Source organism: Paraburkholderia sp. BL21I4N1, from assembly GCF_002973525.1.
Classification (GTDB): Bacteria; Pseudomonadota; Gammaproteobacteria; order Burkholderiales; family Burkholderiaceae; genus Paraburkholderia.
On record NZ_PVEN01000019.1, the window covers coordinates 95,162 to 120,465 of the forward strand.

At 63.4% G+C, this 25,304-nt stretch carries 19 protein-coding genes and 1 riboswitch; of the genes, 10 read left to right on the plus strand and 9 right to left on the minus strand.

Going from position 1 to position 25,304, the window contains the following annotated elements; genetic code table 11:
* Positions 1-55: 55 nt before the first annotated feature.
* Positions 56-1,456 (plus strand): amino acid permease, encoded by a 1,401-nt coding sequence (locus B0G83_RS32375; protein WP_105511407.1) that lies wholly within the window; start codon positions 56-58, stop codon positions 1,454-1,456.
* A 339-nt stretch (positions 1,457-1,795) separates the two neighbouring features.
* Here B0G83_RS32375 and B0G83_RS32380 read toward each other — a convergent pair whose 3' ends face one another.
* From B0G83_RS32380 to B0G83_RS32410, 7 genes are all read right to left on the minus strand, one after another.
* Positions 1,796-2,473, minus strand: a complete 678-nt coding sequence (locus B0G83_RS32380; protein ID WP_105511408.1) for a response regulator transcription factor — start codon at positions 2,471-2,473, stop codon at positions 1,796-1,798.
* Between the two features lie 325 nt (positions 2,474-2,798).
* Positions 2,799-3,149: a c-type cytochrome gene (locus tag B0G83_RS39625; RefSeq protein ID WP_374954961.1), complete on the minus strand. Its 351-nt coding sequence runs from the start codon at positions 3,147-3,149 to the stop codon at positions 2,799-2,801.
* A gap of 119 nt (positions 3,150-3,268) precedes the next feature.
* Positions 3,269-5,062 (minus strand): hypothetical protein, encoded by a 1,794-nt coding sequence (locus tag B0G83_RS32390; RefSeq protein ID WP_105511409.1) that lies wholly within the window; start codon positions 5,060-5,062, stop codon positions 3,269-3,271.
* A 19-nt stretch (positions 5,063-5,081) separates the two neighbouring features.
* On the minus strand, positions 5,082-6,122 hold the full coding sequence (locus B0G83_RS32395) for a porin (protein ID WP_105511410.1): 1,041 nt from the start codon (positions 6,120-6,122) through the stop codon (positions 5,082-5,084).
* Positions 6,123-6,323: 201 nt separating this feature from the next.
* Positions 6,324-7,349 carry a porin gene (locus tag B0G83_RS32400; RefSeq protein ID WP_105511411.1) on the minus strand — a complete coding sequence of 342 codons (1,026 nt, stop codon included), beginning with the start codon at positions 7,347-7,349 and terminating at the stop codon, positions 6,324-6,326.
* Positions 7,350-7,437: 88 nt separating this feature from the next.
* On the minus strand, positions 7,438-8,403 hold the full coding sequence (locus B0G83_RS32405) for a 2-hydroxyacid dehydrogenase (protein WP_258168416.1): 966 nt from the start codon (positions 8,401-8,403) through the stop codon (positions 7,438-7,440).
* The gene (locus B0G83_RS32410) at positions 8,400-8,840 is read right to left on the minus strand and encodes a VOC family protein (RefSeq protein WP_105511412.1); all 441 of its coding nucleotides are present in this window, start codon (positions 8,838-8,840) and stop codon (positions 8,400-8,402) included. The genes B0G83_RS32405 and B0G83_RS32410 overlap by 4 nt, the downstream gene beginning before the upstream one ends.
* Before the next feature lie 247 nt (positions 8,841-9,087).
* On the opposite strand from B0G83_RS32410, the gene B0G83_RS32415 reads away from it, so the two are divergent.
* Positions 9,088-10,050, plus strand: a complete 963-nt coding sequence (locus tag B0G83_RS32415; protein WP_105511413.1) for an alpha/beta hydrolase — start codon at positions 9,088-9,090, stop codon at positions 10,048-10,050.
* Between the two features lie 149 nt (positions 10,051-10,199).
* Positions 10,200-11,159 (plus strand): dihydrodipicolinate synthase family protein, encoded by a 960-nt coding sequence (locus tag B0G83_RS32420; protein WP_105511414.1) that lies wholly within the window; start codon positions 10,200-10,202, stop codon positions 11,157-11,159.
* Positions 11,160-11,281: 122 nt separating this feature from the next.
* Here the strand turns inward: B0G83_RS32420 and B0G83_RS32425 are convergent, their stop codons facing one another.
* Entirely contained in the window at positions 11,282-11,941 is a 660-nt protein-coding gene (locus B0G83_RS32425; protein ID WP_105511415.1) for a GntR family transcriptional regulator, read from the minus strand.
* A 265-nt stretch (positions 11,942-12,206) separates the two neighbouring features.
* Here B0G83_RS32425 and B0G83_RS32430 point away from each other — a divergent pair, with 265 nt between their 5' ends.
* From B0G83_RS32430 to B0G83_RS32450, 5 genes are all read left to right on the plus strand, one after another.
* Positions 12,207-13,136: a fumarylacetoacetate hydrolase family protein gene (locus B0G83_RS32430; RefSeq protein WP_105511416.1), complete on the plus strand. Its 930-nt coding sequence runs from the start codon at positions 12,207-12,209 to the stop codon at positions 13,134-13,136.
* 95 nt (positions 13,137-13,231) lie between these two features.
* Positions 13,232-14,290 carry an ABC transporter substrate-binding protein gene (locus B0G83_RS32435; RefSeq protein WP_258168418.1) on the plus strand — a complete coding sequence of 353 codons (1,059 nt, stop codon included), beginning with the start codon at positions 13,232-13,234 and terminating at the stop codon, positions 14,288-14,290.
* Between the two features lie 87 nt (positions 14,291-14,377).
* Positions 14,378-14,995 carry a VOC family protein gene (locus B0G83_RS32440; protein WP_258168419.1) on the plus strand — a complete coding sequence of 206 codons (618 nt, stop codon included), beginning with the start codon at positions 14,378-14,380 and terminating at the stop codon, positions 14,993-14,995.
* Positions 14,996-15,017: 22 nt separating this feature from the next.
* Positions 15,018-15,761, plus strand: a complete 744-nt coding sequence (locus tag B0G83_RS32445) for an ABC transporter permease (protein WP_105511417.1) — start codon at positions 15,018-15,020, stop codon at positions 15,759-15,761.
* Positions 15,761-16,612, plus strand: a complete 852-nt coding sequence (locus B0G83_RS32450; RefSeq protein ID WP_105511418.1) for an ABC transporter ATP-binding protein — start codon at positions 15,761-15,763, stop codon at positions 16,610-16,612. Before B0G83_RS32445 ends, B0G83_RS32450 begins: the two co-directional genes overlap by 1 nt.
* A gap of 127 nt (positions 16,613-16,739) precedes the next feature.
* Here the strand turns inward: B0G83_RS32450 and B0G83_RS32455 are convergent, their stop codons facing one another.
* Complete coding sequence (locus B0G83_RS32455) at positions 16,740-17,600, minus strand: spherulation-specific family 4 protein (RefSeq protein WP_105511419.1); 861 nt, start codon at positions 17,598-17,600, stop codon at positions 16,740-16,742.
* A 57-nt stretch (positions 17,601-17,657) separates the two neighbouring features.
* Positions 17,658-17,736, minus strand: a riboswitch (cyclic di-GMP riboswitch).
* An 891-nt stretch (positions 17,737-18,627) separates the two neighbouring features.
* Between B0G83_RS32455 and B0G83_RS32460 the strand changes: the two genes are divergently transcribed.
* Both B0G83_RS32460 and B0G83_RS32465 read left to right on the plus strand, forming a co-directional pair.
* Entirely contained in the window at positions 18,628-21,225 is a 2,598-nt protein-coding gene (locus B0G83_RS32460; RefSeq protein WP_258168420.1) for a sugar ABC transporter, read from the plus strand.
* Complete coding sequence (locus tag B0G83_RS32465) at positions 21,218-25,276, plus strand: tetratricopeptide repeat protein (RefSeq protein ID WP_105511420.1); 4,059 nt, start codon at positions 21,218-21,220, stop codon at positions 25,274-25,276. Before B0G83_RS32460 ends, B0G83_RS32465 begins: the two co-directional genes overlap by 8 nt.
* The last annotated feature ends 28 nt before the right edge of the window (positions 25,277-25,304 follow it).

The following is a 25,304-nucleotide window of genomic DNA, read 5'->3' on the forward strand; positions in this document are numbered from 1 at the left end:
CGGCACCGGCGGTTGCGTGCGACGCACGCGGCCGCATTCAGGAGGAGACACCAAGATGACGCAAGAGCAGCGAGGCTTCGACACGATTGTCGAACGCGAAAAGGGATTGCACCGCGGATTGTCGACAGGGCAATTGTCGATGATAGCGATTGGTGGGGCGATCGGCACGGGGCTGTTTCTCGGCAGTGGATTTGCGATCGGGTTTGCCGGACCCAGCGTGCTGGTGAGTTATGCGATCGGTGCGCTGATCGCGCTGCTGCTGATGGGGTGTCTGGCCGAGATGACGGTCGCGCATCCTACTTCGGGGTCGTTCGGGGCTTATGCCGAGCACTATATTGCGCCGTGGGCCGGATTTCTGGTGCGGTACGCGTACTGGTCGTCGATTGTTTTTGCTGTCGGTACCGAGGTGACGGCGATTGCCGTTTATATGAAGTACTGGTTTCCTGCCGTGCCGGGCTGGTATTGGATCGTGGGTTTTTCCGCTGCGCTGATCGGGATCAATTCGGTGAGCGTCAAGGTCTTCGGTGCGGTCGAGTACATTTTCTCGATGCTGAAGATCGTGGCGATTGTCGGCTTTATTCTGCTTGGGGCTTACGTGGTGTTTGCGGCGCCGGCTCAGTCTTCTATCGGGTTTGCCAATTACACGTCGCATGGTGGGTTCTTTCCCAAGGGCGTGTGGGGGATGTGGGTGGCGGTGATCGTTTCGATCTTCAGTTATCTGAGCATCGAGATGATTGCTGTTGCCGCCGGGGAGGCGAAGGATCCGCAGAAGGCGATTACCCGGGCGTTTCGGGCGACGATGTTCCGCTTGGTGTTCTTCTATCTGCTGACGCTGGCTTTGATGCTGGCTATCGTTCCGTGGAATGCGGCGGGGACCGACGAGAGCCCGTTCGTTCGCGTGATGGCCGCGACGCATGTGCCGGGGGCGGCTGGGGTGATTAATTTCGTGATTCTTGTGGCTGCGCTGTCGGCGATGAATAGTCAGCTGTATATCACTACGCGAATGATGTTTAGTCTTTCGCGGGCGGGGTATGCGCCTGCGCGGTTGGGGGTTCTGAGTTCCAATGGTGTGCCGGTGGCGGCGTTGTGGCTTTCCACTATCGGCATTGCCTTGGCTGCCGTGCTGAATGTGGTTTATCCGGATGCTTCGTTTGTTTTGATGATGTCGGTTTCCATGTTCGGCGCCATGTTTACCTGGTTCATGATTTTCGTTACGCATCTGTTCTTTCGGCGTGTGCATGCGCGGGCGTCGCTGTCGTTCAGGATGTGGGGGTTTCCTTTTACGTCCCTTCTAGGGGCTGGGCTTATGCTTGCGGCGCTTGTTACTACCTGGCTCACTCGGGAGTTTCGGTTGACGCTTGTGATTGGGGTGCCGTTTGTTGTTGGGCTGCTTTTTGTTTATCTGGTCTGGTATCGGAAGAGGGTCGGGCAGGCTGCGCGTGCTGGGTTGGTTTGAGGGGTTGCGGGTTTGGGATTTTCTTGTTGTTAGTGGTCTATTGGCGTTGCCCCTGTGCGGGGCGGCACCTACTTTTCTTTGCCGGCCGCAAAGAAAAGTAGGCAAAAGAAAGCGGCTCACACTGCTAGCTCAAAAGCGGGTCCCCCGCACAGCCACGGTAGTGGCGCATCTGGAATCCGGGCTCTCGCACATTCCGCGCTCGTGGCACAGCAGTCATTCTTCCGGCGGCGCTGCGCGCGCCGCAGCGGTCGTTCATGTATCGCCCGTCTATTCGCGTCGTGCTCGTTTCGTTGCGTTGCTGTATTGCTGTTTTTTTGGCCTGTTTTTTCTTCGCGCGGTTTAGCCAAATCGGTAGCCGGAGCCGCGTATTGTCCGGATCATTTGTTGTGCGCCGAGTTCGCCGACTTTTTTTCGCAGGCGTGCAACGTGGACGTCGATCAGGTTCGTGTCGGGATCGAAATGACGGTCCCATACGGCTTCGAAAATCATGCTGCGTGTCAGTACCTGGCCCGCGTGTCGCATCATGAATTCGAGTAGGCGGAACTCGGTCGGTTGCAGGCACAGTTTGCCTTGTTGGAACATGAGTGTTCGCTTTACCAGGTCGAGGCGCAATGAGTCGACACGCAACATCGGTTGCGCCTCTTTCTTGAGCGTCGGCCTCGTCCGTAGCAGCACTTCGATGCGGGCAAGCATTTCATCGAACGAGAACGGCATGGACATGTAGTCGTCCGCGCCGGCGCGTAGGCCCTCAATGCGTTCATGCACATCGGCCACGGGACTCACCATCAGAATCGGCGATTGCGCACCGATGCCGCGCAGCGTCGCCAGCACACTCAAGCCATCGAGATCCGGCGGTGTCCGGCTAAGAATCACGGCGTCGTAGCTCGTGCTCATCAAACGCCTGATGCCCTTGCGGCCGCTGTCCGTCACGTCGACGGAAAAGCCGCCCGCATTGAGCGTGCAGGCGATTTTCTGCGCAATACGCTGGTCGTCTTCAATGATCAGGATGTTCCACATGTCGTGACCGGCATCGATTTCACATTATCTGGGCACAAGATCCATCCCTACGTCCGCCGGCACGTGTTCATCGACCGCTCAGCGCCGCAGGATGGGCTACACGTGGTTAAACACATCCCCCCGCCGTTTTATTCCCGCCAGCAACCGAAACCGCCAGAAACCGCACAAAACCGAGCACTGCCGCGAGCAACCGTGGGCGCGCGCAGCGCCGCCGGAAGACGACTGCTGTGTCACGACCGTGGAATGTGCAGGGGGAACGCCAATAAACCACCGTGACAATAAGGCGCGGCCGACACCCAGGAGCACGACAAGCGGAAAAACCCACCTACTTAACCCCAAGAATCCACCGGGCAAACCTCTCGGCATCAGCGTGAGAAATCGCATTAGGTGGCATCACCGCCCCGGTATTCCACTTCCCCGAGCTCCCCTCAAGCATGCTTTTCTCAAGCTTCGCAACCGCATCGGGATCTCCGCGATAGCGTTCGGAGATCGCCCGAAAGGGCGGCCCGACTTTAGTGGTATCGATGGAATGACAAGCCCGGCAGGTTTGTTCGCTGGCCGAGGTCGAGTGTGCGGCATTCGCGGCATCCCCGGCGGTGGCCGTAACCCCAGCAGCAAAAGCAGCCGCAGAAGCACTGCCCGCAACTACACCCACAACAATCCCCACAACCCCCATTCGTTTCACAATCCCACTCCAGAAAAAGGAAAAGAAAAAGCCCCGCCAAACGAAACCGCCGGCGGGGCAAAAGCAAAGCGCTCAATCCAACAACGTGGAACAACAAAAAGCCAAACCGATCACCGCGGCGGCCAGGGCTTGGCCGGCGCCCCAATCACAGGCTTGCCCAACAACGGCGTCGACAACGCATACGCACCGTTCTCGGTAAAAGCCCAAATGATGTTGCGGTCGTACTCGGTATAGATCGCCAGCACACCCTTCCCAAGCGTATAACTCGGCAACTCACTTTCATCCGCCAACGCCGGCACGAAATATCCGGCAATCGTCGGCTTCTCCGGATTCCGCACATCGAAGATCTGCACACCGGCGTTATAGAAAGAGTAAGGAATGACCCCTTGCCGCGATCCGCCAGGCTGTCCAATCGCATTGGACCGCTTCGGCCCAAAGTTCCCGCCGCGCTGGCAGAAGCTGGTAAAAGGCGCACCTTCGGGCGGCGTAGGCTGCGGCAACTTGGCGGCGACCTTCAGATGTGAAGGATCGCGCGCATCGACGACAAAGATGTCCTTATACGGCTCATAGCAATCGCGATTCATCGGATAACCGCTCGTCAGCACGAAGCCTGTGCGTTCGTACTGACTGACATCGGCGTTGTCGTACTCGGTACCCGCGAAACTCGGCGCCGTATTCACATTGCCGAGCACCTTCGGCTTCGCCGGATTCGACAGATCGAACGAGTACAAACCCAGCCCGCCCATCGCGCCAAAACCGATCTTGCCGCCTTGCTCCAAAGGCTTCGGCAAGAAGATGGGAATCCGCGACCCCATCCACGACGTCCGATTCCCCGCACGCGGATTCTGCAGATAGGCCTGCTCATGCGCCTCATTACCGAGAATCTGCCCCGGCACGGCGATCTGCGAAACGAACTTCGGATCGGCCGGATCCGACATATCCCACACCTGATAACCCGGCGAATACAGATAGTTCGGGTACTCGGTCAACCCATAGGAGTCATCCGGCGCGGCGGACAGAATCATGTACTTGCCGCCGTAGTACTCCGGCGCATCGAGCGAACCCGAACCCTGTTGCTGGCCGACCGGTGCATCGGGATGCTTGTAATCGGTGGTGCGCGTCGCGATCAGCTTCCATTGGCTCGGCAGCGGGCCGTCCATCTCGAAGACCTTGAAGCCCTTCAGCGAGTTGTAGTGACGCTGTGCTTCGACCTTGTCCGGCTGCTCGCTCTTGTCCGTCATCAGCCCATAACGGCCAATTTCGAACGACGCCACCATGACCGGCTTGCCAAGCTTCTTGCTCCACACGATGGTGGCGCCGCCCAGGTAGTTGTGCACGTTGTTCGGATCGAAGTGCTCGGTCGGTCCTTTCGGGCCCCATGTACCGCCTTGCGAAAACACCACCTTGCCGTTGGCGGGATCGGTCACGTCCATGATCCGCAGATAGTCGCGGTCGTGAATGTAGAGATAACGCTTGCCGTCGAAGTCGGCGATATTGTTCCAGGCGTGAAAGGGCGAATCGACGAGGGGATAGAAGGCCAGCACCTTCACGTCCTTCGCGTAGCTCTTCTTATCCCACGTGGTCATTTCGCCGGGGAAGCGCTGCCCTTGGTGGACTTCAGGCGTTGCCTTCGGCCACACGAACTGGCCGGTCGCCGGATCCATGCCGTAGTCGACGCCCGGTTTCAGCGGCAGGGGCGGACGATTCGGCGTCAGGCGCAGCCACGCGGCGAGATACGGGTCTTTGACCGCCGGCGTGCCGGGTGTCGCCGCGGTAGCGGTTGCCGCGTCCGAGGCCGCCACCACGGGTGGCGCCGCGTCGCCGCTCGCATACGCGGCGGCCGACATGAACGCCAGCAGCGCGCCGGTTGCGAGAGTCGATTTCAGATGGCTTGTACGAAGCATGGGCTTCCTCCTTGTTATATTAAAACGCGTGACGAATACCGAACTGGAAGCCGCTCGGATTCTGTCCGCCGTTCGGATAGACCTGGAACGTCACCGGATACGCAACCGGCACGTTGTTCTGGCTCTTCACGTGAGCGAACGTGGCATACAGATCGGTGCGTTTCGACAGACCGTAGAGGTAGCCGATCACACCGCCGGTCGCGCTGGAAATGCTCTTGTTGTTGTCGTCGTGACGATGCACCACGCTGACATACACACGGCTGCGCCCGTCGATATTCCAGCGCGCGCCGACCTGTGCGTCCCAGCCCTGCGAATTGAACGCGACATACGGCGGATAAGCGTAATAGCCGTTGTACGTGTGATAGATCAGGGTCGGCTCGAAGCCGCCGAACTTGTAGACGGCGGCAAAGTAGTTATCGCGCGACGAATGAATCTGCGACGACTTGAAGATGTCCCGCGTGTACTGCAACTCGCTCACCGCACCGAGGAAGATCGGTCCGTGGCGATAGTCGAGGCTGGTGCTCAGGAAACGTCCCGCGCGAGTGCTGTCGCCCACACCGGTCGTCGCCATGATGCGGCCGGTGAAACCGTAGAAGCTCGGCGTCTTGTACTGGATCGCGTTGTCCACGCGGTACGACGCGTAGAAGAACTCCATGTTGTTGACCATACTGAAGTCGGCCGCCCAGCTCGGATCGGCGTAGCCCGCAATCCAGTACGACGGCGTGAACTGACGTCCCATCGTCACTTCACCCCAATTGCCCTTGAGACCCACGAACGATTGACGGAACTGCGTCGACTGCACGCCGGTGTTCGCGGAGAACATCGGCTCGACGGTGAACACGGCCTTGTTGCCGCCGCCCAGATCCTCGACGCCGCTCAGGTTGAAGCGCGAGTTGTTCAACCCGCCGCTCGACATGCGCGTGACGTTGCCGCCCGAGCCGGAAGAGATCAGATGTTCGATGTTCAGGTCGACATAACCGGACAGCCAGACGCTCGACTGAGCATGTGCCCCGGCGCATGCAAGCATCATGGCGCCTGACACGAGAGTCTTCTTTTTCATTCCATCTCCAAACAAATCGTCGTTCTTTTCGTTGTTGAGAGTGCTGTCGTCGCGCGCGACAGCCGCGGTGCCTTCCTTTTTTGTCGTGTATACACAAACTGGAAAAAATTATACCCACGGCAAAATTTGGATTCCGAGCTTTATTTTTTTATACAAAACAGCGGTTTGGTTATAGCGGGTTGACCCGAATGGCATAGCGCGTCAAAACAGATGCCGGATTCCGGTCGCATAAGTCATCGCCGTGCCGTAGCCGGAAAGCCGGTCGTAGACCGTCAGCAGGTACAGATCGGTGCGTTTGGAGAGGAAGTAGTCGAGCCCGGCGGAGCCCGTATTGCGCCCGCTGACGGCGTTTTTCGGCGCGCTGCGGCGCGTGTAGGCCCATTCGGCGAGCGCGCTGAGCTGCGCGGTGAGCGGCACGAACAGGCCCGCTTCGAAGGTGTGGGCGCCGACGCCGGTCGAAGCGGTGCGTAGTCCTTGCAACGCGCCGTACAGTTTGAACAGCGAAAAATCGTACGCACCGCCGACGAGGTACGCGTTCTGTGTCGGCGATGCGACACCGGCCACCACGCGCGTGCGTTGCACGGTCGCGACAGCGGTGAGCGAACCGTCGGCGTAGGTGGTCGATAACGCGGCGTTGTAGACGCCATTCGCGCCCGCGAAGCCGCCGGGCGAATACACCGCCGTGCTGGTGAGGCCGTGCAGATTCGGGCTGGTGTACTGGATGCCGTTGTTCCACACCGTATCGCCCGCGATGCTGCCGCCGTACGGCGCGGTGAACGTCTGCATCACTAGCGGCGAAAACAGGATCGACGCCTGAAACGGATTGACAGCCTGTTCGGCGAGGTAGAGCAGGTTGGTATGTCGCCCGAGCGTGACGCGGCCGAACGGGCCGGCAATGCCGACGTACGCGTTGCGCCCCCAGAACGGATCGGCGGAAGTGCGGCCGAGGCCGCCGTTGGTCGGCTGGAAGAAGCTTTCGAGCACGGCGATCGCGCGATAGCCGGCGCCGAGTTCGTCGTTGACGCGGATGCCCCAGTACGGCGCCGTGAGACCCGGGCTCTGTTCGGCGATCGCGGCGGGCGGGCCGTTGCTGCGTTTGGTGTCGGCGATATCGAGGCCGACGAGTCCGTACAGCGTGACAGACGTCTGCGCATGGACCACGCGGGACGCGAGTCCCCATGCAGTGACGCAACTGAGCGCGAGCGCGCCCAACGATCGAACGTTCATGGCGGATCCTCTGGTGCGGTTGGGAACAACGGGAACGGCGGGAACAGCGGACGACGGAAAGGGCGGCGCGATACCGCGCCGCCCCGTTTCAGGCAGTGCGCACCGCGAATTCGATCGGTGCCTGGGCGAAGTGCTGCGACAGACTGGCAAGCAACGCGTCGCGCTGCGCGATCCATGAAGCGGGCGAGCGTCCCGCGATATGCGGCGTCAGCAGCACGCCGGGATGATCGAGCAGCGCGCGCGGCACGTCGGGTTCGCTATCGATCACGTCGAGGCCCGCGCCCGCGAGCGAGCCGTCGGCGAGCGCGTCGATCAGCGCCTGCGTGTCCAGCACCGAGCCGCGCGACACGTTCACCACGTAGCCGCGCGGCCCGAGCGCCCGCAGTACGTCGCGGTCGATCAGATGTTTCGTCGCCGGGCCGCCGTTGCAGGCGATCACCAGAAACTCGCTGTCTCGCGCGAGTTCGACGAGGTTGGCGTAGTAGCGGCCGGGTGCGTCGGCATGCGCCCGGCGTGCGTGATAACCGAGCGTCACGTCGAAGCCCCGTGCCCGCGCGGCGATCAATCGCCCGATCCGGCCCATGCCGACGAGACCCAGGCGCGCGCCTGTCAGCGTCGGTCGCTCGGCGCGCGAGGTGTGCCAATGGCCGGTGCGCACCGCGTCGGTAAGCGGCGCGTAGCCGCGCGCAAGCGCGAGCAGAAAACCGATTGCATGATCGGCGACAGTCGCCGCATTCGCGCCCGGCGCATGCGTGACGACCATGCCGCGTCGGGTGGCGGCGGCGACATCGACGTTCTCGTAACCCGCGCCGAATGCGCTGACGATTTCGAGCGCGGGCAGCGCGGCCATCTGCCTGTCGGACAAACCGGTCGAGCCGTTGGTCACTACCGCGCGCGCGTTCGCCAGTTCAACGCACGACGCCAGCACCTCGGCGCTCAGACCCTCCGGGTGGTAGTGCAGCGTGTAGTCGCGCCGCAGCGCATCGAGCGTCGTGTCGGGCAGCGCGATCAGCGCGAGCACATGCGTGCCGCTCATGCTCGGGCCCGCGTTCATTGCGGATCGGCGGACGGCGCAACAGCCGGACCAACGGCCGGCGTCACTTCCTTGACCGCGCCTTTCCAGCCGTTTTCGGTGATGTCGAACACCGTGCCGTCGGGCATCCGGTACTTCACTTCGTAGAACACGTTCGGATCTTTTTCGTGGCGGCCCGTCAGATACGTGCCGCCGGCCGCGACCACGCGCGCCGCGGTGTCGTCGACGTTGTCCACCCACATGCCGAAGTGGATCACGCCGCGCACGTCCTTCAGGCCCGCATAGCCGGGCACGGTCTCGTCCTTGAAATTGAGCAGCGCCACGTTCATCGTGCCGTCGGTCATATAGATGCCGCGCATCGCGTTGCCCGCGCGGCGCATGCCGAACGCCTGCTCGAAGAATTGCGCGGCGGCTTCGGGATCTTCCACCGAGAGCGCGATATGACGGAGCTTGTCCATGAAATGTCCTTGGGTTGTCCTGACGATGAATCGCCCGCAGGCGAAGGGAGGGTTGTCGTGACTGTGAATCAAGTGTGTCCGCAACTTCACCAGGTATACTACGGATAACAAATGTATACACAAAAACAAATTGATATACCAGAATGGCCTTCATACGCTGATCGGGGCTAGCTGCGCTTCAGCAGTTCGCTTAGGCAGTTAGCCTCAGCAGCCCCGCTGAATCACCGCGATGGATGAAGGACCACCCATGCAGACCTCGCAGGAACCGTTAGGCAGTCTGTCCGCCCCGCTCAGGCAGCGCTTCGCGCAGATCGGGCCGGTATGGGCGAGCGATATCAACGCGCACCGCGATCTGGTGATCGACGTGTACTCGCCGTTGGTGGCCGCGGCGCGCGATGCGGGCGAATCGTTCGAGGCGGCGCGTGACGTTCCATATGGCAGCCACGAACGGCAGCGGCTCGATGTATTCGTTTCAGAGGAGACGCGACGCAAGGGCAATGCCGACGTCGTGCTGTTCGTCCACGGCGGCGCTTTTCTACGCGGCAGCAAGAGTTTCAACGGCCTGATCTACGACAACGTCTCGCGCTGGTTCGCTCGGCAGGGTTGCGTGGCGCTCAATGTCGAATACCGCCTCGCGCCGGAAGCGTCGTATCCCGCCGGCGCCGACGACGTCGCCGCCGCATTGGCGTGGGCGCATGCGCATGCCGGGGAGTTCGGCGGCGATCCACGCAGGATTTTTTTAGTCGGCCATTCGGCGGGCGGCGCGCATGTCGCCAGCTATCTGTGCGATCCGCTGTTTGCCGGACGGCGGAATGATGAAAACGCGCCGGTTGTCGCGGGCGCCGTGCTGATCAGCGCGCGGCTCGCGGCCGACGTTCTCGCGGATAACCCGAATGCCGCTGGTGTGCGCGCCTATTTCGGTGCGGACGAATCGCGCTATGCGGCGCGCTCGCCGTTGACCCACGCCGAACACTTCGACACGCCGCTGATGGTAGTGGTCGCCGAATACGAGAACCCTTATCTGGATGCCTACGGCGCGGCTTTTTTCGAGCGCGTGCTATGGGCGCGTCAGCGCGCCGGTGACGCGCGGGCGAAACGCGCGCCGCGTTTCATACAGATGCCGCGGCACAACCATACGTCGGTGGTCGCGCATTTCGATTCGGGCGAGACGTTGTTGGGGGACGCGATGCTTGATTTTTTTGGCAGCTAGGTGGTGCGTCGATTCAATCGACGACAACCGTTGGCGTAATGACCTCGTGTAATCGCCTCGCGTAATCCAACCCGCGTGATCGACGGTCGCAAACGGCCATCGCAACCGCACCGACCGCCACTGTCCGCGCTACAAACAAGGAGACCCGCATGACCCGCCGCACGTCCCCGAACCACGCATCCCCATTCGCGACACCGCGCGTATTCGCACCGGTCATCACGCCCTTCACCGAGGACTCCGGCGTCGACGCGCCGCGCTTCGTCGCGTTCTGCCGCTGGCTGGTCGGGCAGGGCGCGGGACTCGCGCTATTCGGCACCAACAGCGAAGCCAACTCGCTGAGTCTCGCCGAACGGCACGCATTGCTGGACGACGTGATCGAGGCCGGCATCGACCCCGCGCAGATGTTGCCGGGCACCGGCGCGTGCGCGCTGCCCGACGCGATCGCGTTGACGCGTCACGCGGACAAAGCCGGTTGCGCGGGGGCGTTGATGCTGCCGCCATTTTTCTACCAGGGCGTCAGCGACGACGGTCTGTTCGCGTACTACGCCGACGTGATCGAAGCGGTCGGCTCCGACAGCTTGCGCGTGCTGCTGTATCACATCCCGCAGTTCACCGGCGTGCCGATCACGCACACGCTGATCGAGCGGCTGATCGCCGCGTATCCTCGCACGGTGGTGGGCATCAAGGACAGTTCGGGCGATTGGGCCAACACGGCGGCCATGCTGGAGAAGTTTCCCGGCTTCGCGGTGTTTCCCGCGTCCGAGGCGTTGCTCGGTAAAGCGCTACCGCTCGGCGCGGCCGGCTGCATTTCGGCGACCGCGAATATCCAGCCGCATGCGATTGCGAGTCTGCTGAAGGCGGCGACGCCGGAAGAGAGAGCGCAGTGGGAAGGCAAGGTGGCGACGGTGCGGCTGGCCGTGCAGGCGCAACCGATGATCCCCGCGCTGAAAAGCATTGTCGCGCACTTCGCTAACGATGCTTCGTGGAATCGCGTGCGTCCGCCGCTCACGCCGATGAACCCGGCACAATCCGGCGCGTTGTTGCAGCAGTTGGAAACGTTGGGTTTTTCGATGCCGTCGATGGCCGCGCTCGCGGCGGTGGCCGCGTGAGCATGATGGGGCTATCGCCGGGTGGCCGCGTGGCGTTCAGCGGCTTAATGCCTGACTCCATGCCGAGTGCTCTCGCATGGAGCAAGCCGACGCTTGATCCGGCCTGCGCTTCGAGCCCAACCTCAGGCGTTCTCGCGCTCCGCGCGCTGCCGCTTGAGGCGGCCCAGCACGACGATAGACAGCCGCGCGGTGTGGTCGCGCATCGCGTTGTACGCGCGTTCCGGTTCGGAGTTGAGGATCGCGGAGACGATCTCGCGATGCTCGTCGGTGGCCGCTTCGAAGCGCGACGGCGAGGCCGGTTGCGCAGCGCGAAAGCCTGCCAGCCGCTGCCGCTGCACCGCCATGATCGACGCCAGCGACTTGCTTTGCGCGCCCTTGCAAATCAGTTCGTGAAAATCGCGATTGAGTTCGAAGTACTCCGCTTCATCGCCGCGCGCGATCGCGGCGTTCATTTCGGTTTGCAGTTCCTCGAGCTGCTTCTTCTCGACGAGGCTCATGCGCTGGGCGCTCAGACGGCAGCACAGCGCTTCGAGTTCGCACATGGCTTCGAGCATGTCCGCCAGCTCGTCGATGCTGAACTGCGCGACGACCACGCCTTTGCGCGGCGTCAGCTCGACCATGCCGCGCGCGGCGAGCTCGCGCAGCGCTTCGCGGATCGGTGTGCGCGACGCGTTGAAGCGTTCGGCGAGCGCCGCTTCCTCGAGCTTCTGACCCGGTTCGAGCGTGCCGTCGATGATCTCGTCGCACAGCAGACGGTAAATCTTGGAAGAGAGCGTTGTCATCGTGATGGTGGTGGGTTGAGCGGAACCGTGGGGAGGCGGCCCTCATTATGCGCCAGCGGCCCAACCGCCTCAATCGCCACCGCGCATATCCGGCCTGTGCAAGCCCATGCAGTGTACGCGCGAACGTGTTCACGCCCCGATAAGTGTATACAAGGATTTTAATAAAAATACATGAGTGACTGAATGTATACGAATAGTTCAGTGCGCTGATGACGTCCTCGACAACTGACTGACTCCCTACAAACGCAACAAAGCGAGGCAACACGTGACCTGGTTTGGTATCGCAACTTATGAATCGAATGGCCGCCGCGCTACTGGTCTGGCAGTCGGCGACGCGCTTTACGACGCGCAGGCCGCGTTGCAGCACAGCGCGCTGAACGCGTCCGGCGCAGGGATCGACGACGTCGGCAGCCTGATCGCCGGATGGGAAAGCGATGGCGCGGCGATCGTCGAACGGCTCGGCAACGCGGCCCGCGCGATCGAAGCCGGCACGCTCGGTCTCAAACCGCTCGTTGGCCATACGCTATGCGTGCCGTACCAGCCACGGCGGATTTTCGCGGCGGCGTCCAACTATTACGAGCACGCGCTGGAGATGGGCACGGAGCTGGCGCCGCGCGAGGAAAGCACGCCGTACATGTTCATGAAGGCCGAAACCAGCGTGGTGCCGACGCTCGCCAACGTGGTGATTCCGCCGCACGCGGAGCGGGTCGACTGGGAGGTCGAACTGGCGGTCGTGATCGGCAAAACCGGCCGCCATATCGCGCAGCGGGACGCCTACGACTACATCGCGGGTTACACGATTCTGAACGACGTCAGCGCGCGCGACCTGAATCGCCGCACCGACTATCCGTTCAAACACGACTGGTTTCGCGGCAAGAGTTTCGATACCTTTGGTCCACTCGGCCCGTGGTTCGTACCGCGGGCCTGCATCGCCGAGCCGCAGAATCTGCGCATGCGCCTCGCGGTGAACGGCGAGACGATGCAGGACGGCAATACGTCCGGGATGATTTTCAACATCGCCGAACAGATCGAATATTTATCGACGATCCTCACGCTGCAACCCGGCGATCTGATCGCCACGGGTACGCCGACCGGCGTTGGCATGGGACGCGGCATCTATCTGAAGGCGGGCGACGTGATGGTCGCATCGATCGACGGTATCGGCTCGATTGAAAATCCACTGGTGGCGGGCTGAGCGTCGTTACGCTTGCCGCGCTTCTTTTTTTACTCCAGTCAGGACGGGGACACGACATGTTGCAGCGGATACGGCGCGCGTTTTTGCAGCAATTCATGCAGCACATACCGCGGCAGGAATCGCAGGCGGTAGCGAAGCGCACCTCGGCGCGACCCCTGCCTTATGCCGCGTCACCCGCGTGGTACGCGACAGCGCTCGCCGCCGTCGCGCTATGCGCCAGCGTCCAGGCGCAAGCCGCCGACGCCGTGCGCGTCAACCTCGCGTGGCTGCCGCAGGGCAGCACCGGCGGCATTCTGCTCGCGCAATCGAAGGGCTACTACCGCGAGGCGGGGCTCGACGTCAGCGTGATGCGCGGTTACGGCGGCCAGCGTACCGTCAATGAAGTGGATGGCGGTCTGTTCGAGTTCGGCTACGGCGATCCGGTCAGCGTGATGCTGAACCGCGCGCATGGCGGTCATGCGGTGATGGTCGGCGCGATCAACACGCGCTGGCCGGGCGCCATGTGCTATCTCGAACGCCCCGGCTTCAAGGTGAATTCGCTGAAGGATCTGTCGGGGCTGACGCTCGGCGGCGGCGGGGCGTCACCGGTGCAGAACATCATGCCGGCGTGGCTCAAACAGAACGGCCTCGCGCCCGACGCCATCAAGACCGTGCGCCTCGACCCGGCTGTCATCAACACGGCGCTGCTGCAAAAGCGGATCGATCTGTCCGAGTGCTGGGAGGGCGCGAGCCTGCCGGTTCAGGCGGCCCTCGCGAAGCGCGCCGGCCAGCAACTCGGCCGCGTGTTCTACCGGGATTTCGGGCTGGATATGATGGGCAACGGCCTCGTGACCACCGATACCTTCGTGGCCCAGCATCCCGACGTGGTCAAGCGTTTCGTCGCGGCGACCTATCGCGGTTATGCGCTGATGCGATCGCATCCGCAGGAAGCGGCGGATGCGATCGCCGCGCAGTTTCCGGTGCTCGACAAGACGATCCTGCTGCAACAGATCGTCGAGACCAACGGCCTGATTAGCGACGACCCCACCGACCACAAGACCGGCTGGCTGCGTCCGGCGCGCATGGAGTCGACCGCGGCCTTCGTGTCGCGCGCGTTCGGCACCGGCGCGAAGGTGAAGGCGGCCGATCTTTATACGAACCGATTCGTCGAATGAACCCGATCGGGAGGGCGTGCCTCGTCGAAGTGTGAGGCGCGCTCGCCAACCCGCCTGCGCGAAGCGTCGGCAAAGAGGAGACAGGCAATGAACAGTTTGCGTCCGAAGCGGCTTGGACACATGGTGCTGATGGTGCGCGACATCCAGAAGTCCGCGCGGTTTTATACCGACGTGCTGGGCCTCAAGGTGTCCGACTGGATCGGCGATCAGATGGTGTTTCTGCGCGCCGGCAGCGATCACCACGATCTCGCGCTCGCCCAGCTGCCGAAAGACTCCGCCGACTTCGACGATCTGCCGCGCTACTCGCGGCCGGGTCTGGAGCACTTCTCGTATCTGATCGACAGCTACGAGGAAATGGAGCGCTCGGTGAAGGTGTTGCAGGAGCATGGCGTCGAGATCGTGCGCGGCATCGGCCGGCATGGTCCGGGCAATAACCTGTTTCTCGTGTTCAAGGATCCGGACGGCAATAACGTCGAGGTGTACTGCGAGATGACGCAGATCGGCGAGCGCGACGCGCACGAACCGCAAGTATGGGAGCGCACGATCGAATCGTTCGATCAGTATCGCTTCGAGCGCTTCGTCGTACCGCCGCCGCCGCATCTGGTGGCGCAGAAACAGGCGCAAGCGTCGGCGCAAAAGCCGGAGCAGGCCGCAGCCGCGCCCGACCCCGCCGAGCCCGCCAGCGATCCGTCCGCTCGCCCGTAATTCGACACCCTTCGGAACCCTTATGAAGCGATTGATCGAAACCGTCTCGTTCTGGGTCGTGATCGGCCTGATCTGGGAATTCGGCGTGCGCTGGACCGGCACGCGCGACTACGTGCTGCCGGCACTTTCGCAAGTGTTCGCGGCCGGTTGGGAAATGCGCGGGCAGTTGCTGTCGGACACCCTCGCCACCGCCTGGGAGGTGCTCGCCGGCTTCGCGCTGGCGTTGGTCGGCGGTCTCGCGATCGGTCTGCTCGCCAGCATGTCGAGCATCGCGCGGCGCACCTTGTTTCCGCTCGTCACCGCGTTGCAGAGCATGCCGAAAATCGCGCTCGCGCCGTTGCTGATCGTCTGGTTCGGCTACGGCTTCGCGTCGAAGCTGGCGGCGGCCGTGCTGTTCGCGTTCTTCCCGATCGTGATCGCGACGATGGGCGGACTCGCGGGCGTGCCGCGCAATCTCGACGAGCATTTCCGCGCGCTCGGCGCGTCGCCGGCCAAGACCTTCTGGCACTTGCGCTTGCCGGCCGCGCTGCCGGCGTTGATCGACGGGTTGAAGATCGCGATGCCGCTGGCGGTGATCGGTGCGATCGTCGGCGAATTCATCGGCTCGGAGTCGGGGCTCGGCCACCTGATCGTATTCGCGACGTCGAATGCGCAGACGGCGTTGTCGTTCGCGGCGATCCTGATGGTGACCGGGCTGGCCATGCTGTTTTACTGGGCTGTCGACCTGGTGTCGCGCGGCGTGTGGTGGAGAGGAGTGACAGTCTGATGGCGATGGTCGACAAGTTGCGTATCGTGGAGCGCGCCCCGGCAAGCGGCGCGTCGGTTCAAGCGTTGCCGCGCGACGGCACGGCGCCCGCGCTGATCGCGGTGGAGCAGGTGGGCAAGCGCTTCGCCGCGCGCGGCGGCGCGCAGGCCTTCAGCGCGCTCGACGACGTCTCGATGCAGATTCGCCAGGGCGAGTTCGTCTCGATCCTCGGACCGAGCGGCTGCGGCAAGAGCACGTTACTGCGCATGGTGGCGGGCCTCGTGCCGTGCGACGCCGGCCGGATTCTGCTCGGCGACGAGCCGATTAACCGACCGGTGCCGGATATCGGCGTGGTGTTTCAGACCAGCAATCTGCTGCCGTGGCTGACGGTCGGCGCCAACATCCGGCTCGGCGCGAAGCTGCGCGATCTGCCGCGCGCGCAGGTCGAGGCGCGCTTGCCCGCGCTGCTGGAAACGCTGGGTCTGACGGCCTTCGCCGACCGCTATCCGCACGAGTTGTCGGGCGGTATGCGGCAGCGCGCCGCGATCGGCCAGATTCTGCTGTTGCAGCCGCGCGTGATGCTGATGGACGAACCGTTTGGCGCATTGGACGCGCTGACTCGCGACCGCCTGAACGTCGAGCTGTTGAGAATCTGGCAGCAGAGCACGCTGACCGTGTTGCTGGTCACGCACAGCATCCACGAGGCGGTGTTTCTGTCGGACCGGGTATTGGTGATGTCGGAACGGCCGGGCCGCGTGATCCACGACGTCAGGATCGATTTGCCGCGACCGCGCCAGCCGGAGCAGGTCAAGAGCGATCCGCGCTATGGCGAATACGTCTCGCAGTTGTCCGCGTTGATGGGCGTGTTCTAGATCGCGCGGCGGCGCCACGGAAAAGAGCGGCAGGCACCGTGGATGCAAGCCGCTCGTTCATTCATCCCGCGAATTCGCCGCGACCGGCGTTGCCGGTCCGGTGAGCATCACGCCACCGCTCGTCGCCTCACGGCGCGATTGCGTCCGTGACTTCGGTGCTCCAGTAGGGCGGCAACGCCTTATAAGGATTGGAGCTGCCCAGCGAGGTCACGTACACGCCGCCCGCGCCGTGCGTGCTCGCGTATTTCACGATGCCCGGCATTTGCGCGGCCGTCGCGCTGTACACCATGTGCACGAAGCGGGTCTTCGGATAGGCCGCCTGCCAGCTCAACGGCTCGTATTTCGCATAAGCCTTCGCGGTGCTTTCGAAGACGACGAACGTGTCCGCCGTCGGCAAGCTCGCGTAAAGCTCCGGAATGTTGGTGCCCGGATTGGCGGTCACCGAATACGTCGCGTTCAGGCCTTTGATGTAGTTGTAGAGCGACTGGTAGTACTGGATGTGCGCGATTTTGCTGTCGTTCGACATTTCGTCGATAAAGAAGCCGTCGACCTTGTAGAGCGCGACATAGGCGTTGATTTCGGCCACGACTGTGGAGAGCGAACGCTTGCCATACGACGTGTGCACATAGCCGACCACCTTGCCGCCCGCCGCGCGAACCTTGGCCGTCGCGGCCGCGTAGTTCGGATCCGTGGTGGCGCCGGGGCCGTTGTCCGGATTCAGGATGGCGGTAGTCGATACCTGATGAGCCGAGGTGACCAGGCTGTTCCAGTCGGCCAGGCTTTTTGTCGCATTGAAGTAGGAAGGCACCACCAGACTGAGCGCGGCGGTGGTGCCCGCGAACGCCGTGCCGTGCAGACAACCGGCCAGCAGGCAGGCCATCAGCGTGGCCCGTTTCAGCGCTTTGCCGGCGTATGTCGCGCGGCGATTCGATTCGTTGGATTCCTGAACAGCAACGCCGAGCGTGCCCAACCCCTGGATTTTTTTCATCTGGCCTCCTGACCCGGTCTGTCGATGACCGTTGTCGATTGGCCCGCCGCGGTTACGGCGGGCAACTGGCAAACTCCCCAAGGGAGTCCCTATAGTTTTGCGTCGCCGGATCGCTCCGGGTTTGCCAACTGCGCTAACGGCAATGCCGCCGATTCCTTTAGCGGCTCGACCGATAAATTCTTGCGCCCAGCATGCCGCCGCTTTGCTGACCGCTGCCGACCTGCCGCTGGCTGTGGCGAAGCGGTTGAAGCCAGGGTCTTCCCGATCCAGCCGACATTTTTTCTTCCCACCAGGCGCACGTGATGGTTGAAATCGATTTCCGCACCGGATGACGATTTATTACTGGCCGGGTTCGGCATTTGGGAAAGTTCGCCTTTTGCAAATTGCGGCGAATGGGCTTTTACGAAAGAACGTTAAAAAATCGGTAAAGGTTATTTGAAAAAAGAACGATGGTGCATTTTTTTCCAGGTTATTGGTTAGATGATTTGAGCGTGTTCATGGTGACTCGGGTTTAAGTGCGGCGTATTCCCAACACATCAAGCCAGGCTTTGCCGGACAGTGGCTTAGGCGCGCAATCGTTTGCTTTGAGATTCAAGCAGATGCGTGGCGTTGTATTCAGACGCGGGAATGTCAACAATGGCTGAAGCTAGCTTGAGACGACCGAAGTCATGTGCTATCTTCCACCGCCTTAACAAGAAACAAACACAGGCCGGTTTCGCATCCGGCGCAACGCCGGATTAGGTTGCGTAATTAATGCCAACAGGCCGGCTCAAAAATCAGCAAGCGGAAATTTCTCCCTCTGGAGATAACGCCGCTCGTGTTCAGTCAGCAGAAGAACGGGGAAAAGATTTTGGCTATGAAGAAGCGGACCGGGACACGGGCCGGCGGGAATTCTCGCAAGGTAGCTGAACGAACCGGTGAACGGTTTCTCCGGCGCACCTTGATTGCGGTACTGCTTGGCTCAAGCGCTGTTGCCCCGCTTGGCGTTCACCTTCAGGCCGCGCCGTTGCCGTCGGCCTCGGCTGCCATGGGCGTTGCCGAGGCGCCGCCGAATCTCGCTTTCTTCTACGCGGCCAATCCGCCGGTCGGCGAACTGCAGGCGTTCGACGCCGTCGTGATCGATCCGGCCACGGGTTTCGAGCCGCTGGCGCATCCGCTGCGTCATACCACCTGGATCGCGCGCACTACCGCCGGCGAGCCTGGTGAGACATCCGAAGCTTTCGTGACCCGTCAGGTCGAGCCGCTGTGGCGGCGCGGCTATCGCGGATTCCTGCTCGAGACGCCAGTCGCTATCGCCGCAGCCGCGCGCATTCGCGAGATGCATCCCGATGCACGGCTGGTCGCTGGGGGCGCCGACGTCACGCAGGCCGCGCTGCCTTATGCGAAATCGCTGTATGCCGTGGTGGGAGATTCGCTAGTCCGCGGACTGGACGATAGCGGCCGTCCGCTCGACGTACCCGAAGCGCAGCGCGCGGAGCGCGTCGCGAAGGCCCGCGCGTTCACCCAGCAGACCGGCGTGCCGGTCGTCTCGGTCGAGTTCTGCGCGCGCAACGACCGTCAGTGCGCGCGCGACACGGCGGCCCGCGTGGTGGCGGCCGGCATGCTGCCGTACGTGACCAGCCGGGCGCGCGACGTGGTCGGCATCGGCAGGATCGAAGTGTTGCCGCGCAAGATTCTCGTCGTTCAGGACCGCGACACCAAAGAACCGCTCGACTTGAGCGCCGGTGTGCGCGATCTGGCCACGCCGCTCAATTACATGGGCTACGACGTCGAGTACGCCGATTTCTCGTCGCGTCTGCCGGACAACATTTCGCCGGACCGTTATGCGGGCGTGGTCGCGTGGATCCAGCGCGGCGCGGCGCCCGATCCCGAAGCCTGGCAACGCTGGGTCGCCGCCCGCATCACGGACCATGTGCCGGTTGCGTTTCTCGGCCAGTTCGGTTTCGACGCCGCGGGTTCCGGCGGCGCGGCGCTCGATCTGCAAGACGTGAGCGGCACGCTGGCCGCGCCGGTCTCGGTGGTCAAGAGCGATCCCATGGTCGGCTTCGAAATCAATCCGAAACCCGAGCCGCGCGATCTGCTTGGCGTGCGCGTCGGACCGCACAGCCAGTCGCTGCTGCGCATCTCGGCCAATGGCGTGCTGGTCGATCAGATCGCGCTCACACCGTGGGGCGGCTACGCGCTGAGCCCTTACACCGTGGCCTCGCTCGACAGCATCGAGCAGGAGCGTTGGGCGATTCAGCCGATGGCTTTCATGAAAGCCGCGCTACATCTGCAGGATTTTCCGTCGCCGAGCGTGACGACCGAAAACGGCCGCCGTCTATTCATGTCGCATGTCGACGGCGACGGCTTTGCGTCGCGAGCCGAATTCCCCGGCCCTGATTATTCGGGCGAGGCGCTGTACCAGCAGATTTTCACCCGCTACAAGGTGCCGATGACGCTGTCGGTCATTGAAGGCGAGGTCGGCGCGAAGGGCCTGCACGCGGACATCTCGCCGCGTCTCGAAGAGATCGCCCGCAAGATGTTCGCGCTGCCGAACGTGGAGATCGGCACGCATACGTATTCGCATCCTTTCCAATGGGAGCATGTCGACAACAAGACCGGCGCCCAGGTGGACGTTGGGGGCGGCGATGCGGCGTTCTCGCTGAATATTCCGGGCTATAAATTCAATATCGACCGCGAGATCACCGGTTCGATCGACTACATCAATTCGCGTCTCGCGCCTCCGGGCAAGAAGACCGTGATGCTGCAATGGTCCGGCGATTGTCAGCCGCCCGCTTTCGTGGTGCGCAAGGTGTATGAAGCCGGCGTCTACAACTTCAACGGCGGCGACACCGTCATCACGAAGTCGGCCAACAGTTGGACCAATATCGCGCCGATCGGCGTCGACAAAGGTCCGGGCGCCTACCAGGTGTATGCGCCGAACCAGGACGAGAACGTCTACACGAACGACTGGCAAGGCCCGTTTTACGGCTTTACGCGCGTACTCGAAACCTACGCGATGACGGACCGTCCGCTGCGTTTCAAGCCGATCGACATCTACTACCACATGTACAGCGGCACCAAAGTCGCGTCGTTGCGCGCGCTCGACCAGATCTTCTCGACGGTGCTCAAGCAGCCCGTGATGCCGGTGTATGTGACCGAGTACATCCGCAAGGTGCTGGACTGGCGCACGTTTGCCGTGGCGAAAGAGGTGGGCCCGCAAAGCGGCTGGGTGGTGCGTGGCGACGGCTCGGTGCGTGAGTTGCACTGGCCGCAGACCGCCAGACCGTCGCTCGACACGGCGCAGGGCGTGACCGGTTTCTCCAGCGGTCCCGACGGCACCTACATTCACGTCGACGACGGCAGTGCGCGCTTCGCGCTGGGCGGCGCGGCGAGCGTGCCGTATATCGCCGAAGCGAACGGTTTCGTGCGCAATTTCCGCCGTACGCCGCAGGGTATGCATTTTGAGTTTGCCGGCCATTACCAGCCGTTCGTCAAGCTGGCGAACGCGCAGTCGTGCAGGATCAGCATCAACAACCAGCCGGTCGCGGCGCGTCGCGACGGTGACTTCCTGCGTTTCGACACGCCGGCCGACATCGGCACGAAACTGAACTACCTGTCAGTCGAGGCCGCCTGTGGTTGATACCCGCCCTCGCATCGCGCCCACCTGGCTCGTCCTGCTGCTCGCGGGTGTCGTGCTGATGACGCTGTACCTTGTGCATCCGCGCGGTGGTCTGCGTAGCCGGATGACCTCGACCGACGCACCGAGCGACCTGAGCATTGCTTATCTGGAAGCCTGGCTGCGCGTGCAGCCCGACAACACCGAGTTCCTGCAGGTGCTCGGCACGCAATACGTGCAATTGGGCCGCAACGAAGACGCGAGGCGGGTCGCCGAGCGCATGGCGGCGATGCCGTCCGAAGCGATGCGCCGCGCGGGGCAGTTGCTGCGCTTGACTGTCGATACGCGCGAGATTTTCGCGCTGCCCGTCAACGACCCGGAGCGCGACGCCGCGCTGGTGCGTCTGCGCGCGCAGCTCGCGAATGCGGCCGCGCTGTCGTGGCCGACCGCCGACCTGCAGGTGCTGGCCGAGATGGCCGCGTCGGTGAATGCGCAACAACTCGCGGAGCAACTGTATGCGCGCCTAGCGGTCCAGGACCCGGCGCAACAAACGCGCTGGAACCGCGAAGTGGTGCGCTTCGCGATGTACGGCGGCGACTATCGCGGCGCGGCCGACGGCTGGTTCCGTCTGCAGGCGAGCGCCGCGACGTTCGACGCACAGCGGCACTGCTTTATCGAAGGCATCCGGGCGCTGCAGGGCGGCAATCTGCTCGACGAGGCGCTCGCCGCCGCCGAGCAGCACGGCGCGGCCTTTGCCCACGATCACGAGACGCTGATCGTCTTGCTGAACCTGGCGCGCGCGGCGCATCGGCCGGACCTGGTCGATCGTTACGCGAAGGCGCTGGCCGGCTATGCGCAGGCTCAGCCGGACGACGGCGGGGCGCTGCGGCTGGTCGCGTTGATCCGCGAGCGCGGGCAGCGGGACGGCGCGCAGCCGCCGTACGCTTATATGGACGGTCCGCAAGCCGCTTCCGGCGGGGTGATGCGGATCGGTACGCACGGCCGGGACGATGTGCACGTCGTGCGGGTGGCCGCGGCGGTGAGTGCCGCGGTGAACGCGACGGGTGCTTCGTCAGTCGCGGCGGCATCGGCGTCATCAGCTGCATCAGCTGCATCGGCGGCATCGGCGGCATCGGCGGCATCGGCCATGCCGGCGGCATCGGGCACGCGCGCGGCATCCGCAGCCCCGGCAGCCGCCGCGTCGGGGACCGACGTTCAGGGGCTGCTGTATCAGTCTTTCCTCGAATCGAACGATTTGCCGAACGCGCAGCGCGTGGCGACGGAACAGATGCAGAAGAATCCGGGCTCGGCGGTCTGGGCCAAACGTCTCGCTCAGGTCGCCGAATGGAATCATGCGTCGCCGCTCGCCTTGCAGATGTGGCTGGTCTACGCGCAGGCCACGCAGGATCCGGACGGCTGGAAAAACGTCATGCGTCTCGCGCCGATGCTCAACGACGACAACGCCTATCTGGCGGCGTTGATTCAGGCGTCGAACGCGGCGCCGGGTGATCTGAAGCTGCTCGATTCGGTGGTCGCGACCTACGAGCGCCTCGGTCGTCCTGACGACGCGCTGGCTTTCCTGCGTGGCCGTCAGCACAATTCGCCAGCCGAAGCGATCGATTCCCGCCTCGGGCTGCTCGCCGAGCGCGCCGGTCACGACGACGAAGCGCTGACCTACTACCGCAAGCTGAATCAGCTCTACCCGGACAATACGCAATACGCGCTGCACACGGCGAGCATGCTGTATCGTCACGGCGACTACAAGGGCGCGCTCAACGCACTGCTCGCGGCCCGCAAGGGCGCGAAAGACAACGACGTGCTGTTCTGGCGCAATGCCGCGCAACTCGCCCGTCTTCTGCAGCGCGACGACATCGCGAACGACGCCTACAAGCGTCTGTTGGCCAGCGATCAGGCGACACCCGAAGACCTCAGCGCGATGACGTACTTCTACGACGCGTATCCGGTCGATGCGGGCCGCACGTCCGAGCTGCAATTCCGCCGCGACCATTCGACGCTCGCGCTGCAGGGGGCGATTCACTATTACACCATCGCGGAGCAGTTCGATCGCATCACGCAGTTGCTGGCCAGCCTGTCGCCCGCGCAGCTGAGCGCGGCCGAACGCGATCCGGCGTTCCTGCAGGCGCGGGCCGAATATTATCTGGAGATCGACCGTCCGTACGACGCGCTGCACGACCTGCAGGCCGCCGTGACGCTGCCCGGCGCCTCGCTCGAACTGCGCGCCGCGTTGCTGTGGACGCTGGTCGACTTCGGCAGCGGCGCGCAACTGCGCGACGCGGTGGCCGAGTGGCGCGACGCGCCCGCCCAGGCGCCCGCCTTGTGGGGGCCGCTGGCCGCCGCGCAGATGCGTCTGAACAGGCCGGAAGCGGCGCTCAAGTATCTGCGCCTGCAATCGGCTTCCATGTCGCGCGATCCGCTCTGGCAATTGACCTACGCGGAAGCACAGGAAATGGCCGGCCGCACCGATCTCGCGTGGTCGATCCGGCGCAATGTCTGGCGCCAGATGCAGAAGGAAGGCGCCGACATCCGCGCCAACAACGCGGCGGGGCAGATCGCGTTGCGCACGCGGACGTCGCAGGGCGCGGACGTGCGTGAACAGTTGCTCGGCCGCCGCGTGACGCTCGCCTCGATCTTCGCGAACGGGGATGTGTCGAAGGCGTTCCTGACCGATCTGCTCGCCACCGACGCCGGTCGCAACGACCACACCGAGGTGCGCCGCACGCTGCTCGGCGATACGCCGGGTCTGCCGCCCGCGCAACTCAAGCCGGCCAAAGCGGCGACGGCGCCGGATCAGGCGCGTCTGACGTCTTCCGTGGCGCGCGACGTGGCGCTGGCCTGGGCGATGTCGCGCGAAGCGAATCCGCTGGCCAAGCGCTGGCTGGCTCGCCAGTACGCGTCCGTGCTGCTGCAGCCTTCGGAGCAACTGATCGCGATCGCGCTCGCCGATGACGACAAGGCCGCCATGGAGCGTCTGCTGGATCAACAAGGCTCGCACTTGCCGCTCTATAACCGGATCGACGCGTCGATCGAGGTGGACCGTCCGGGCGCGGCCGAGGATCTCTCGTTTCAGGGACTCGAAGGCGCTCCTGATGATTCGGAAATGCATAGCCGCTTGCAGCAGACCGCGCTGGGCTGGCCGCAATCGCTCGATGCCACGGTCACGAGCTATGTCGAGCACCCGCTCGATTACATCGAACAGACGCTCGCGGGCAGCATCAAGGTGGCCGATCTGTACATGGTCGGCGTGACGGGGGTCCAACGCTTCCAGCATTCGACCGATGCGTCGCAGCTCACCGAGGTGCCGGCGATCGACCGTTCGGTGGAGTTCTTCGCCCGCCGGCAAACCTACGACACGGCCTTCCAGGTGAGCGCGGGCCGCCGCGAGGCACTCGACAGTTTCTACACCGTCGCGGTGGGCGCGGAGTGGGGCAGGAACTCGCCGCTGTCGTTCGAGCTCAAGGCCGGCCGTAACCAGACGGCGTTGGAATCGCAGGCGTTACAGATTGGCGGTATGAAGGACAATGTGATCGGCACGGTCACCTATCACGCGACGCAGCACCTGTATGCGACCGGCACCGTCGAAGCCGACCGCTTCTATAGCCAGGCGCGTCATTACCTGGGCAGCGGGGTGCTGTCCACAGGCGAGATCGGCTATCGGATCCGTACCAACTACCCCGACTACACGATCCGGCTGATCGGCGCGCACGGCGACTACAGCGCCAGCGGTGCCGCCGACGGCCTGATTTCGCGGCTGATTCCGGTGGCCGCCGGTCCCGCCACCGCCGCGGCGTTCGTCCCCCAGACGTACTCGCAATACGGGCTTTTCTTCGGTTTCGGCAACGATCTGCTCGATCAGTACACGCGTGCGTGGCGGCCGTTTCTCGACGTCGGCATGCTGCACGACACGCTCCAGGGCTGGGGGCCGGAAGTCAGCCTGGGTCTCGCTGGCACCGTGTTCGGCGGCGACCACGCGGCCCTGTTTTTCTCACATCAGCGCGTGTCGCGTCTCGGCACGCCTGTGACCCAGATCGGCGCGCGTTATAGCTGGTTTTACTGAATCCCGGTTTCGAATCCATCCAAGGAGA